The organism is Nocardioides stalactiti (assembly GCF_014180715.1).
In the GTDB taxonomy this organism is placed as follows: Bacteria; Actinomycetota; Actinomycetes; order Propionibacteriales; family Nocardioidaceae; genus Nocardioides; species Nocardioides stalactiti.
This window is the reverse complement of sequence record NZ_JACEFC010000118.1, coordinates 1-13,175: the sequence shown is the minus strand read 5'-3', so window position 1 is coordinate 13,175 and position 13,175 is coordinate 1. Positions and strand designations below refer to the sequence as shown.

Here is a 13,175-nt window from a genome sequence, read left to right as displayed (position 1 = left end):
CGGCCCGGTGTCGCTCGCGCCCTCCGGCGCAGCCGGCGCCTCGCGGCCCAGCACGTCGTCGACGAGCTCGGCGAGCGCCGTACCGCGCGCCCGCTCGGCCGGGGTGAACGGCGTCTCGCGGCGGATCTGGATGACGGCGTTGCCGACGGACAGCTCGAGCACGTCCTCGCGTCCGTGGCTCGGCTCGACGTCGGCGTCGAAGAGGTGGGCGACCACGTCGGGGAACGACGCCGGGTGGTCGAGGATCTGCTGGGCCGCCTTCACGTAACGGGTGGGCTGGTCGTCGAGGGCGTGGCTGTTGACCTCGTGGGTCACCACTGCCTCACCACCGCCGCGCCGGGCGAGCTCGATGACGTCGTCGTGGCCCCAGTCCTCGGGGGCGCGGACGACGAGCTCGACGGTCACCGTGGCCGGCACCTGGCTGGTGAACACCTGGACGGCGCCGATGTTGACGCCGGCCTTGCCGCACTCGGCGGTCAGGGGCGCGAGCTTGCCCGGGCGGTCCGGCAGGTTGGCGCGCACCCTCCACAGCATGGGCACAGCATGCCGTATCCCGAGCCCGCCCGGCAGGCCCGAACCGCGGTCATTCGGGGTTCCGCTCCCCCGCCTCGATCGCGACCAGGAGCCGGTTCCGGGCCATCGGCACCGGACAGGTCGTGAAGTCCGTGTAGGCGCAGGGCAGGTTCGTCGCGCGGTTGAAGTCGATGACCAGCGACCCGTCGGCCCGCGGCGCTGGCGCGTAGAGCTGTCGTCCAGCGCCGTACGTCGTTCGCCCGGAGGTCGCGTCGGCGAACAGCAGCCACAGCCCACCGTCGTCGTCGAGCGCCACCAGCCGCTGCGACCGTCCGTCGATCTCGAACTCCACCTCGCCGACGGCGTCCTCGACGACGCCGCTCGCCAGGTTCTGGATCTCGATGCCGGTCGGCTGGTTCTGCGCGTAGCGGTGGAACCGGGCCGGGACCGCCCACGAGCGCGACACCGGGTAGGTGGGCGTGCCGACGTGCTGGGAGCGGAGCCAGTGGGACGGGTCGCGCGGCCGGACCAGCACCGCTCCGGCTCGGGTCGCGACCTCGATCCGGACGTCGCCCGCCTCGACCTGCACCCCCCGGTCGTCGACCGGGCCGATCACGGCCCGTCCACCGAGCTCACGGCCGTCGAGGGTCAGCCGCTCGTCGCCGCCCAGCTCGACGACCACGCCCTCGGGGCCGGTCGACCAGGCCCCCGGGATCCCGTCGATCCGCTGGGGCGAGGGGTCGAGCCAGTGCAGCCCGGTGATGGCGAGGAACCCGTGCGGCGCCACCAGGCGCGCCTCACGGCCGTCGTGCCACTCCTGCCACTCCCCGAGAAAGGTCGCATCGTCCACCGGGGAAAAATGCGCCAGGTCGGCCCCTGTTGACAAGGGCCGACCTGGTGTCGCTTCGATCGAGGTGCTCGATCAGTGGCCGTGACCGTGGCCGTGGCCCGTGTCGGGCTCCTCGGCCTCGGGCTTGTCGACGATCAGCGTCTCGGTGGTGAGCAGCATCGCCGCGATCGAGGTCGCGTTGACGAGCGCCGAGCGGGTCACCTTGACCGGGTCCAGGACGCCCTGGGCGACCAGGTCGCCGTACTCGCCGGTCGCGGCGTTGTAGCCGTTGCCGACGCCGAGCTCGCGCACCTTGGTGGTGACGACGTAGCCGTTCTCGCCGCCGTTCTCCGCGATCCAGCGCAGCGGCTCGTCGGCGGACTTGCGCACGATGCGCACGCCGACCGCCTCGTCACCGGTGAGGCCGAGGTCCTTGTCGAGCACGGAGACCGCGTGGATGAGCGCCGAGCCACCGCCGGGGACGATGCCCTCCTCGATGGCCGCGCGGGTCGCCGAGACGGCGTCCTCGATGCGGTGCTTCTTCTCCTTGAGCTCCACCTCGGTGGCCGCGCCGACCTTGATGACGCAGACGCCGCCGGCGAGCTTGGCGAGACGCTCCTGGAGCTTCTCCTCGTCCCAGTCGCTGTCGGCCGCCTCGATCTCCTTGCGGATCTGGTTGACCCGGCCCTCGACCTGCGCGTGGTCGCCGGCGCCGTCGACGATCGTGGTGCTGTCCTTGGTGACCACGATGCGGCGGGCCTGGCCCAGCGTCTCGAGCCCGATCTGGTCGAGCTTGAGGCCGACCTCGGGAGCGACGACCTGGCCACCGGTGAGGATCGCGATGTCCTGCATCATCGCCTTGCGGCGGTCACCGAAGGCGGGGCTCTTCACCGCGACGGCGTTGAAGGTGCCGCGGATCTTGTTGACCACCAGGGTCGAGAGCGCCTCGCCGTCGACGTCCTCGGCGAGGATGAAGAGCGGCTTGCCGGCCTGGATGACCTTCTCCAGCAGCGGGAGGAGCTCGGAGATCGCCGAGATCTTGCCCTGGTGCAGCAGGATGTAGGGGTCGTCGATGACCGCTTCCATCCGCTCCGGGTCGGTCACGAAGTACGCCGAGATGTAGCCCTTGTCGAACTGCATGCCCTCGGTGAACTCGAGCTCGGTGCCCATGGTGTTGGACTCCTCGACGGTGATGACACCGTCCTTGCCCACCTTGTCGAACGCCTCGGCGAGCAGGTCGCCGATGTGGCTGTCGCGGCTGGAGATGGTGGCCACGTTGGCCATGTCGTCCTTGGACTCCACCTCCCGGGCCGCAGCGAGCAGCGCAGCGGACACGGCCTGCGCGGCGGCGTCCATGCCCCGCTTGATGCCCATCGGGTTGGCGCCGGCGGCCACCGCGCGGAGGCCCTCGTGCACCATGGCCTGCGCCAGGACCGTCGCGGTCGTCGTACCGTCACCGGCGACGTCGTTGGTCTTGGTCGCGACCTCCTTGGTGAGCTGGGCACCGAGGTTCTCGAACGGGTCGTCCAGCTCGATCTCACGGGCGACGGTCACGCCGTCGTTGGTGATCGTGGGGGCGCCCCACTTCTTGTCGAGGACGACGTAGCGGCCCTTGGGGCCCAGCGTCACCTTGACGGCGTTGGCGAGCGCGTCGACACCGCGCTCGAGGCTGCGGCGGGCGTTCTCGTCGAACTCCAGGATCTTCGGCACTACTACTCCTTCAAAGAGTTCGAGTCGTCCGGCTCAGGGCGACCCGGAGGTCACCGAGAGCCGGACGACTCGAGGGAAATCAGGAAACGACGGCGAGGACGTCGCGCGCCGAAAGGATGAGGAACTCCTGGCCGGAGTACTTGACCTCGGTGCCGCCGTACTTGCTGTAGATGACCTTGTCGCCCACAGCGACGTCGAGCGGGATGCGGGCGTCGCCGTCCTCGTTGAAGCGGCCGGGCCCGATCGCGACGACCTCGCCCTCCTGGGGCTTCTCCTTCGCGGTGTCCGGGATGACCAGGCCGGAGGCGGTGGTCTGCTCGGCCTCGAGCGGCTTGACGACGATGCGGTCCTCGAGCGGCTTGATGTTGATCGACACGTCGATCGACCTCTTTCTGCGTCTGTCGGTGTTCGGTCCGGCGGGCATTTCGCCCACCCACGTTTGGTGCTTGCCTTGGGAGTACGCCGTCGCGGGGGTCGCACCCTCGTCGGCAAGCGCTGGCACACTCGAGGTGAGAGTGCCAACGTCGAAACTAGCACTCTCCTCCAATGAGTGCCAGAGCGGGTCCCCGCCCTGATCACGTCGGACGACCCGGCCTGACAGGATCGGCCCGTGGACCTCGACGCCTTCCGCTGGCTGCTCACCGACGAGGGGCAGCAGGTCCTCGCGCGGGCGACCGAGCTGATCGACGTCCCGGAGCTGCAGGCACAGGCCGAGCTCCGACGTACGGCGCCCGCGGCCGCCGTGGCCGCCGCGATGACCCAGGTCGAGCTCCGGGTCCGCGCGGAGCAGAAGTTCGGCGACCTGGCGTCCCGGATGTACTTCACTCCGGACGCCCTGGAGCAGGCCACCCGGCTGTCCGTCGCGACCCACCGCGCCGGCCGCTACCGCGCCTTCGGCGCCTCGAGCCTCATCGACCTGGGCTGCGGGATCGGCGGCGACCTCGTCGCGGGCGCCCGGGCCGGCCTGGTCTGCGCAGGGGTCGACCTCGACCCGGTGCGGGTCGCGGTCGCGGAGGCCAACCTCGCCGCCCTCGGCCTGCCCGGTGCCGTCCAGGTCGCTGACGCCACCACGGTCGACCACTCCCCGTTCGACCTCGCCTTCGCCGACCCCGCCCGGCGCAGCGGCGCCGGCCGTAGCTTCCACGTCGACGACTGGGTGCCCCCGTGGTCGTGGGTCGAGGACCTGCTGCGCCGCGACGCCTGCGTCAAGGTCGCGCCCGGCATCCCCCACGACATGGTCCCCCGAGGTGTCGAGGCCGAGTGGGTGAGCGACCACGGCGAGGTCAAGGAGGCGGCGCTGTGGTCGGGCCGCACCGCTACCGCGGAGCGGCGGGCGACCGTCATCGGCTCCGGCGGTCTGGCGTCGATCACCGAGGAGGACGACCCGGGGCCGGACGCCGTCGGCGTCGGCGAGGTCGGGGCCTTTCTCTACGAGCCCGACGGTGCGGTGATCCGCGCGGGCCTGGTGACGGCCGTCGCCGCCGGGGTCGACGGCAGGCTGGTCGACCCGAAGATCGCCTACGTGACCTCCGAGCTGTCCTTCCGCACCCCGTTCGCCCGCGGGTACCGGGTCCTGGAGCACCTGCCCTACCGCGAGAAGCAGCTCAAGGCAGCCCTGCGCGAGCGGGGCATCGGCCGGCTCACCATCAAGAAGCGCGGGGTCGACGTCAGCCCGGACGCCCTCCGCAAGCGGCTCGCGCTGTCCGGCGACGAGGAGGCCACCCTCGTGCTGACCAGGGTCGGCGGCGCCGGCACGGCCCTGCTCGTCGCGCCGTTCTGAGCCGAATCCGGACCTACCTGCCTCGAATCCGGACCTACCTGCGTCGAATTGCAACCAATCCGGGATCGATCGCGTCCTCCCCCTGAGAATGTTCCACCAGGGGCCCCGAAACCGGGACCCGATGACGGAGAGAAGAGCGACGATGGCGCGACCTCGGGAGGTCGGCGGATGAGCCGGAAGGACCGTGCAACGGCACGGGACGCCGAGTTCACCGAGTACCTCGCCGTGCGGCAGCCCAGCCTGCTGCGGACGGCGTACCTGCTGACCGGCGACCGCCACACTGCCGAGGACGTCCTCCAGACGTCGCTCGCCAAGCTCTACCTCGCGTGGGACAAGGTCCATGACCGCGGCGCCGTCGATGCGTACGTCCGCCGGATCATGGTCAACGAGAACAACTCGCTGTGGCGCCGCGCGTGGAAGAAGCGCGAGTGGGCCACCGACGAGATCCCCGAGGGCTCGCCGCACCACGACGCGTACGACGACGGCACCAACGACCAGCTCTGGCAGGTCGTCCAGACCCTGCCGCCCAAGGCCCGGGCGGTCGTCGTCCTGCGTTACTACGAGCAGATGTCGGAAGCCGAGGTCGCCGATGCCCTCGGCATCTCGGTCGGCACCGTCAAGTCCCAGTGCAGTCGGGCGCTGTCCGCTCTCCGTGAGCGCGTGCCCGCCGAGCTCCACCCCCGCTACGGCGAGGAGTCCCCGTCATGAACCACCCCACCGACCCGACCGATCACGACACCCCTTGGGAGGAAGCGATGAGCCGTGACTTCGATGCGCGCGTCCGTGACCTCCACGAGGCGCCGTTCGACTTCACCGCCGTGCAGGGCAAGGCACGGCGGATCAAGCGCAACCGCCGCGCCGCCGTCGCCGGCAGCGTGCTCGGCGTCGCCGCGATCGTCACCCCGATCGCCGTCCTGAGCAACGGCGGGACGACGCAGACCAAGCAGCCGGACTTCGCCAACCCGAGCGACGGCGGCTCGACCAGCACCGTCGCGCCGGACACCCCGGCCCTGCCCGACTACCTCCAGGGCAACGTCTGGCACCAGGCCGACGGCGACACGGTCGAGCTCTCGGAGACCGACCAGCCCTACACGTCGTCGGTCCTCTGGGGCGACCTGCTGGTCGCGATCCGCTGGGACGGCGAGGTCTTCAACGTCGCGGACGTGATCGATGACTCCGGTGCCGTGGTCGACTCCTTCGAGGTCACCTCGAGCGTCGTCGTCAACGACGCCGGCACGACCATCGCCTGGATCGACCCGGACACGAACGAGGTCCGGGCCGCCTGGGATGACCAGGACGCCACGATCAACGCCGTCGACCTGGCCTCGCCCGGGGAGGGCGTGGCGTGGGACGTCGCCGCCATCGCCGGCGGACCCGACTGCAACGAGGCCGCTGACGGCTGCACCGTCTACCTCAACAACGGCCTCGGCGAGAACCCGACGGCGGTCGGCTCCGACGGCACCGACGAGAACCCCGTCCCCGGCGCGCTCGACTACCGGGACGCGACCACGGTCGGCGGTTCGAAGGTCCTCTTCGTCGATTCGTACAACCCCGACACCTCGCTCTGCACGGGTCTCTACGACCTCGAGGCGAGCGCGGCCACGTGGACGACCTGCGACTTCGACGCCCGCGAGGTCTCGCCCGACGGGTCCTTGGTCTCGGCGCTCCCCAGCCAGTACGACGGCATCGGGACCGCGTGGATCGCCATCCTGGACGCCGACTCGGGTGAGGAGACCGGCCGGTTCGCCCCGGAGGGTGGCTTCGTCTCCTCCGGCGCAGTCTGGACGCCCGACAACCGGCTCGTGTTCTCGGCGTACGACGGCGCCCGGTGGCACCTGTACTCGATGGACGTCACCGGGGAGACCACCGAGCTGGGCGATCCGGTCGAGGGCCCCGCGGAGTCGACCCCCTTCCGACTCGTCCGCCGCTGACCGCCCGATGCCGGAGGTAGTGTCCGATCGGTGAGGTTCCGCGACCACCTGTCCCCGGTGCGGGTCGCGAACTTCCGGTGGTTCTTCCTCGGCGAGACGGTCAACAGCGCCGGTACGGCGATGGCGGGGATCGCGCTCGCGTTCGCGGTCCTCGCCATCGACGACTCGGTGGCGGCGCTGGGCTGGGTGATGGCGGCGTGGACCGTGCCGATGGTGACGCTCATGCTGCTCGGCGGGGCGATCGCGGACCGGCTGCCCCGAGCGCTGGTGCTGCGCGGGTGCAACCTGGTTCAGGGCGTCGTCCAGACGGTCGCGACCGTGCTGGTCCTCACCGACACCGCCGAGATCTGGCACCTCGTCGTCCTCCAGCTCGTGAGCGGGACCGTGTTCGCGGTGAGCTATCCCGCCTTCCACGGCATGGTGCCGGTGCTGCTCCCCGAGGCCGAGCGCAAGCCGGCCTACCTGCTCATGGGGCAGGCCGAGAGCGTGACCAGCATCGGCGGGCCGGCCCTCTCCGGCGTCCTCGTCGCCACCGTCGGTCCCGGTTGGGCGCTCGCCGTCGACGCGGCGACGTACTTCGTCGCAGCCGCCTTCCTCGGCCTGATGCGGCTGCCCGTCGCCGACCGACCGGACCGGCGACCGAGCGTGCTCGGGGACTTCATCGCGGGCTGGTCGTTCGTCCGTTCGCTCGGCTGGGTGCTCCCGGTCGCTTCGTGCTCGCTGGTCTTCAACGCCGTCATCAGCGGTTCCCTCGGGGTCCTCGGACCGGTCATCGCCGAGGACACGATCGGCGGTGACGGCTGGGGCTTCGCCCGCGCCGGTCAGGCCGTCGGGGTCTTCGTGGCGGCGTTCTTCCTCGCTCGGATCACCCTGCGCCGCTCGCTCCGGGCGTGTGTGCTCGGCTTCACCTGCTCCGCCGTACCGATGCTCCTGCTCGGGACGTGGGTCAGCACGATCGTGCTCGCCGCCGGGTTCCTCGTCGCCGGCGCGGGCCTCGCGGTCGTGAACCTCTCGTGGAGCTTGACCGTGCAGGAGAAGGTGCCCGAGGACATGCTGTCGCGGGTCATGGCGGTCGACGGCTTCTTCTCGTTCGTCGCGATGCCGATCGGCCAGGTCGCCGTCGCCCCGCTCGTGCTCGTGTTCGGCGCGTCCGACGTGATGGTGGGCAGCGCCGTCCTGTGCCTGGTCGTAGGTCTCATCGGCGCCACCCGACCGGCGATCCGCGACCTCCAGCTCCACCCTCCGCAGGCGGCCGCACCCGACTGACGTCGCGGAAATGCAACCCTCGGGCGGTCGTCCGCGTCCTCCTGGCATGACCACCACGCTCCAGTCCCGGATCGCCGTCGCAGCGGTGATCGCTCCCCTGACGTTCCTCGCCGTCGCGTGCGGCGACGACTCCGGCAGCGACGACACCGCTGCCTCCGACCGGACGACCGCGTCGTCCTCCGCGCCGACGTCCCCGGAGACCGAGCCCACCGACGAGCCGACCCCGCCGACCGAGACGGCCACGTTCGCCGACCCGGCCGGGGTCGAGCACCTCGTCGACGGCGTCTGGCTCCAGGCCGACGGCGACGCCGTCTCCCTCCCCGAGAGCGACTACTTCGCGGCCGTGACCTGGAACGGCCAGCTCGTCGCGACCCGCGTCGCCGGCGAGGTCTTCGCCGAGGCCGACGTCATCGCCGAGGACGGCACCGTCGTCCGCACGTTCGACACGACCGGTGCGGTCGCGGTCAACGAGGCCGGCACGACGATCGCCTGGGTCGACACCGACGGCAAGGTCCAGACCGCCTGGGACGGCGACGCCGTCTCGCTGGGCAGCGTCGACCTGTCCGCGCCGGGCGAGACGGTCGCCTTCACCGTCGCCGCCGTCGTCGGCGGGCCGAACTGCTACGAGGTCGAGGACGGCTGCCAGGTCTTCCTGAACTCCGGTCTCGGCGAGCCCACTGCCCTCGACTCGCACGGCATCAACGACAACCCGTACCCGTTCGTCATCGAGTTCAGCGACGTCTCCGACGGCCTGGTCAGCTATGTCGACACGATCGAGGACGCCGGCTCCTGCGGCGGCCTGATCGAGGTCGGCCAGCAGCAGCCGCGCTGGGAGACCTGCGACTTCGAGGCCGCCCAGATCTCACCCGACGGCCGGCACGTGATCGGCCTGCCGAGCTACTACGACGGACTCGGCCTGCCCCAGATCTCTGTCCTCGACGCCGAGACCGGCGAGGCATCGGGCCAGTACGCCGTCGAGGGTGGATTCATCGCCCAGTGGGCGTGGTCGGCCGACGGCCGCGTCGTGTTCGACGCCTACGACGGTGCCCAGTGGCACCTGTTCTCGATGGCGCCCGACGGCGAGGTCAGCGAGATCGCCGACCCGGCGAAGGGCACCGAGTACGACAGCCCGTTCACCCTCGTCCAGTACTGACCCACTCGGTCGCGCCTGCAACCCCGGCAACTCGCGCCCGCAACCCCGGCAACTCGCGCCCGCAACCCCGGCAACTCGCGCCTGCGGGGACGTCCGTCAGCCGGCGAGGATCGAGGTGACCGGCAGGCTCGAGTCGGCGGGCAGGTCGTAGGACGACGGGGCGTGACCACGGGACACGATCGAGGAGCCGAGGGCCGCGACCATCGCGCCGTTGTCGGTGCACAGACCCGGACGCGGCACGCGGACCCGGATCCCGAGCGCCGACGCCCGCTCCTCGGCCATCGCCCGCAGCCGGGAGTTGGCGGCGACGCCACCCCCGATGAGCAGGTCCTCGATGCCCTCCGACGACGCGGCGTCGAGGGCCTTGCGCACGAGCACGTCGCAGACGGCCTCCTGGAAGGAGGCGGCGACGTCGGCGACGGGCACCGGCTCGCCCGAGCGCTCACGGGCCTCGACCCAGCGCGCGACGGCGGTCTTGAGGCCGGAGAACGAGAAGTCGAAGCGGTGCCGCTCGAGGTCCTTGCGCGAGGTGAGACCGCGCGGGAAGTCGATGGCGACCGACGACCCGGACGCGGCCTGCCGGTCGATGTGCGGGCCGCCGGGGAACGGCAGCCCGAGCAGCCGGGCGACCTTGTCGAACGCCTCGCCGGCGGCGTCGTCGATGGTGGCACCGAGCGGCTCGATAGAGGCGGTGACGTCGGCGACGCGCAGCAGGCTCGAGTGACCGCCGGAGACGAGCAGGGCGAGGCACGGCTCCGGCAGCGGACCGTGCTCGAGCTGGTCGACGGCGACGTGCGCGGCGAGGTGGTTGACGCCGTAGATCGGCTTGCCGAGCGCCAGCGCGAGCGACTTGGCGGCCGCCACACCGACGAGGAGCGCACCGGCCAGACCCGGACCACTCGTCACGGCGATGGCGTCGACGTCGTGGAGCGCGATGCCGGCGGTCTCGCACGCCCGCTCGATCGTGGGCACCATGGCCTCGAGGTGCGCGCGGCTGGCGACCTCGGGCACGACCCCGCCGAAGCGGGCGTGCTCGTCGACGCTGCTGGCGACGGCGTCGGCCAGCAGGGTGTGGCCGCGGACGATACCGACACCGGTCTCGTCGCACGACGTCTCGATGCCGAGCACCAGCGGTTCGTCGGGGATCACGGCGCCATTCTCACAAACCGCTCGAGCACGACGGCGTCGGTGCCGTCGCGGTAGTAACGGGGACGACGCGCGACCTCCGCGAACCCGGCTCCGCCGTAGAAGCCCAGCGCAGCATCGTTGTCCTCGCGCACCTCGAGCAGCAGCCGCTCGGCGCCGAGGTCCGCTGCATGCGCGACCACGGCCGCGAGGAGCGCGGTCGCGACCCCCGTACGACGCGCGGCCGGCGCGGTCGCGATCCGCTGGAGCTCCGCGACGTCCTGCGCGACGCTGACGACCGCGTAGCCCACGAAGCCCCCGGCCGACTCGGCGACCAGGTAGCGCGTCGTGGGCAGCAGACCGCTGATCCCCTCGTCGAGGAGGTTGACCGACCAGGGGTCGACGAACGCGAGCACCTCGAGGTCGACCACCGCGGTGACGTCGTCCACCGTCGCCGCCCGGACCGACACGCTCACGAGGCCGGCTTCGGCGCCCGCGGGATCTCCGCGTCGGGACGGCGCAGGTAGAGCGGCTCGGGGTCACGCAGCTCGGCACGTTCCTCGGCGACGCAGCGGGCCAACCAGCCCGCGCTCGGCCGGAGCGGGGAGCGGCCGTCGACGAGGAACTCGGGATAGAGCGCCGCGCCCTCGCCCACCACCGGCAACGCGGCGAGCGCGGGGTCGACGTCAGCCGGCCGCAGCACGTCGGGCCCGGCGAGCCGGGCGCCGCCCTCGTCGTACGACGCCAGGTAGACCTCCCGGCGCCGCGCGTCGCTCGCGACCACGAACGGTCCCACCACGGTCCCGGACTCGTAGGCCTCCAGTGCGAGGACGTCGAGCGAGCAGATCCCATAGACGGGGACCTGGAGCACGTGCGCCATCGTCCGCGCCGACACCAGGCCGACCCGCAAACCGGTGAACGGACCCGGGCCGACGCCCACGGCGAGCGCAGTGAGGTCACGCGGCTCGAGCCCGACCTGTCGCAGCGCCCGGTCGACGAGCGGCGCGAGCTGCTCGCCGTGCCGCATCGTCTCGGCCGACGTCAGCTCCACGACGACGTCGGAGCCGTCGTGGACGGCGACGGTGACGGTCGGTGAGGACGTGTCGAACGCGAGCAGCACGGGCCCGAGGCTACTGCCCCGGCCCCGTGCCGCCCTGCCCGGCAGGTGGCGTCACCGCCAGACGCGCACCCAGTCGACGGTCATCGTCACGCGATTGGGCGTGAGCGCCGTCGGCGCGTTCCACAGCCCGCCCCAGGCCTGGGTGAGCACGACGTTGAACGGCTGGTCGAACGGCTGCGAGCCCAGCAACGGGGCCAGCGCGAGCCACGAGTGCTCGTAGACCTTCACCCCGTCGAACCAGAACGTCATCGTCGTGGGCGACCACTCCACCGTGTAGGTGTGCCACTGGCTGACGTTGACGAACGTCGCGTCCTGGCCCGTGTGGACGTTGTTGCCGCCGTCGATGTAGTGGACCGACGGGAAGACCCGGGTGGGGAGGGCGCTGTACCACTCCGCCACGTCGACCTCGCCCGACAACGGCCACTTGCCGTACGTGTGCTTGTTCGGATAGAGCCACAGCGCCGAGTGCGCGCCGGGGACGCGGGTCGTCGACATCTGGGCACGGAACGAGAACCGGCCGTAGGCCTGCGAGAAGCGACCGCGCGTGGTGACCGTCGCCGACGCCCGGTCGGTCGTGAAGTCCGCCAGCGGGCTCTTGCAGGTGAACGGCGTACCGAGCTTCTGGGCGCTCAGCCGCAGCAGGCCGTTGGCGACGCCGATCGTCCACGGCTTCTTCAGGTAGCACGACGTGCCGTTGGCGACCCCGCTGACGGCAGTCTCCTGGGCGAGCCACTTGTTGTCGTTGAGCGCAGAGCCGGCGAACTCGTCGAAGAACGAGCACTCCCACCAGGTCCCGTCGGACTTGGGGACACGGGCACCGCAGGCGTCGGCCGGCGGGCCCTTCAGCGGCGGCGGCGCCGGCGAGACCGTACGACGACCGCTTCGCACGCCGCCCGAGAACGCCCGGACGACCCACTTCTCGTCCGCCGGACGGTCGAGGACGACCTTGTAGCGGCCACGCCGGTCGGCCCGGTCCCGGGCGACCCGCACCCAGCCACCTTCGACGCGGCGCATGATCCGCACCCGCGACTTCGCCGCCGACTCACCCCGTAGCACCACTGACTCGTCACGTTGGAGCGGCCGCTCGAGCGTCACTCGTTTCCCCGCATCGGACAACGGCGCATCCACCATCACCGCGCCACTGATGGCGAGGCACATGAGGAACGTCAGAAAAATTCGCACACGCATGCGCAGGCACCCCTCCCTGGGTCTCCCGAGACCTCCGTGAAGGACTCATCGGCACCGCGGGCGCGAATCAGAGGGGGAGTGAGGAAGTCAGCGCAGCGGGACGCCGAGCCACCGGCGTCCGAGGGGGTCGATCTCGACCGTGCGGGGGTCGTGGTCGTCGCCGGACCCGTCGGCGGACTCCTCGCCGACGGCCCGGGTGATCCGGATCTCCAGCGGCGATTCGGCGAGGTCCTCGGCGAGGCCCTCACCCCACTCGACCACCGTCACCGCACGGTCGAGGTCGGTGTCGAGGTCGAGGTCGTCGAGCTCGGCAGCACCGCCGAGGCGGTAGGCGTCGACGTGGACGAGGTCGGGACCGTCGACCAGCGAGGGGTGCACGCGCGCGATGACGAACGTCGGCGAGGTGACGTCGCCGCGCACCTGGAGCGCCGCGCCCAGGCCCTGCGTGAACGTCGTCTTGCCGGCGCCCAGGTCGCCGCTGAGGACGAGCACGTCACCGGCCTCGAGCACGCCGGCGACCCGGGTCGCGAGGGCCCGCATGTCGGCGGGGGTCGGGACCT

General features: G+C 71.5%; 13 protein-coding genes and 1 pseudogene. 5 read left to right on the top strand and 9 right to left on the bottom strand.

All coding sequences use genetic code 11. From position 1 onward, the window contains the following. The 4 genes and pseudogenes from H0487_RS18700 to groES all read right to left on the bottom strand — a co-directional run. A pseudogene (locus H0487_RS18700) lies at window positions 1-534 on the bottom strand (GNAT family N-acetyltransferase); the annotation flags it as partial. A gap of 49 nt (window positions 535-583) precedes the next feature. Next, entirely contained in the window at window positions 584-1,363 is a 780-nt protein-coding gene (locus H0487_RS18695; protein ID WP_312856018.1) for a DUF1684 domain-containing protein, read from the bottom strand. A gap of 72 nt (window positions 1,364-1,435) precedes the next feature. Then, the gene (groL, locus tag H0487_RS18690; protein WP_183095743.1) at window positions 1,436-3,052 is read right to left on the bottom strand and encodes a chaperonin GroEL; all 1,617 of its coding nucleotides are present in this window, start codon (window positions 3,050-3,052) and stop codon (window positions 1,436-1,438) included. Window positions 3,053-3,131: 79 nt separating this feature from the next. Continuing rightward, complete coding sequence (gene groES, locus H0487_RS18685) at window positions 3,132-3,428, bottom strand: co-chaperone GroES (protein ID WP_183095742.1); 297 nt, start codon at window positions 3,426-3,428, stop codon at window positions 3,132-3,134. Window positions 3,429-3,662: 234 nt separating this feature from the next. On the opposite strand from groES, the gene H0487_RS18680 reads away from it, so the two are divergent. The 5 genes from H0487_RS18680 (at window position 3,663) to H0487_RS18660 (ending at window position 9,182) form a co-directional block, all read left to right on the top strand. Further along, complete coding sequence (locus tag H0487_RS18680; protein ID WP_183095741.1) at window positions 3,663-4,832, top strand: class I SAM-dependent methyltransferase; 1,170 nt, start codon at window positions 3,663-3,665, stop codon at window positions 4,830-4,832. Between the two features lie 168 nt (window positions 4,833-5,000). After that, the gene (locus H0487_RS18675; RefSeq protein ID WP_183095740.1) at window positions 5,001-5,540 is read left to right on the top strand and encodes a SigE family RNA polymerase sigma factor; all 540 of its coding nucleotides are present in this window, start codon (window positions 5,001-5,003) and stop codon (window positions 5,538-5,540) included. Continuing rightward, window positions 5,537-6,763: a TolB-like translocation protein gene (locus H0487_RS18670; protein WP_183095739.1), complete on the top strand. Its 1,227-nt coding sequence runs from the start codon at window positions 5,537-5,539 to the stop codon at window positions 6,761-6,763. The genes H0487_RS18675 and H0487_RS18670 overlap by 4 nt, the downstream gene beginning before the upstream one ends. A gap of 30 nt (window positions 6,764-6,793) precedes the next feature. After that, window positions 6,794-8,029 carry an MFS transporter gene (locus tag H0487_RS18665; RefSeq protein ID WP_183095738.1) on the top strand — a complete coding sequence of 412 codons (1,236 nt, stop codon included), beginning with the start codon at window positions 6,794-6,796 and terminating at the stop codon, window positions 8,027-8,029. A 46-nt stretch (window positions 8,030-8,075) separates the two neighbouring features. Continuing rightward, complete coding sequence (locus tag H0487_RS18660) at window positions 8,076-9,182, top strand: TolB-like translocation protein (protein WP_183095737.1); 1,107 nt, start codon at window positions 8,076-8,078, stop codon at window positions 9,180-9,182. A gap of 96 nt (window positions 9,183-9,278) precedes the next feature. On the opposite strand, the gene tsaD is transcribed toward H0487_RS18660, so the two are convergent. The 5 genes from tsaD to tsaE all read right to left on the bottom strand — a co-directional run. Beyond that, window positions 9,279-10,328: a tRNA (adenosine(37)-N6)-threonylcarbamoyltransferase complex transferase subunit TsaD gene (gene tsaD, locus H0487_RS18655; protein WP_183095746.1), complete on the bottom strand. Its 1,050-nt coding sequence runs from the start codon at window positions 10,326-10,328 to the stop codon at window positions 9,279-9,281. Next, window positions 10,328-10,783, bottom strand: coding sequence for a ribosomal protein S18-alanine N-acetyltransferase (rimI, locus tag H0487_RS18650; protein WP_312856017.1), 456 nt, complete (start codon window positions 10,781-10,783; stop codon window positions 10,328-10,330). Before rimI ends, tsaD begins: the two co-directional genes overlap by 1 nt. Beyond that, a complete protein-coding gene (gene tsaB, locus H0487_RS18645) occupies window positions 10,780-11,427 on the bottom strand; it encodes a tRNA (adenosine(37)-N6)-threonylcarbamoyltransferase complex dimerization subunit type 1 TsaB (RefSeq protein ID WP_183095736.1) in 648 nt (215 codons plus the stop codon). The genes rimI and tsaB overlap by 4 nt, the downstream gene beginning before the upstream one ends. Window positions 11,428-11,478: 51 nt before the next feature. Further along, window positions 11,479-12,441, bottom strand: coding sequence for a glycoside hydrolase family 16 protein (locus H0487_RS18640; protein WP_183095735.1), 963 nt, complete (start codon window positions 12,439-12,441; stop codon window positions 11,479-11,481). 261 nt (window positions 12,442-12,702) lie between these two features. Then, the coding region (tsaE, locus tag H0487_RS18635; protein WP_246383845.1) for a tRNA (adenosine(37)-N6)-threonylcarbamoyltransferase complex ATPase subunit type 1 TsaE at window positions 12,703-13,175 on the bottom strand (473 nt) is incomplete at its 5' end.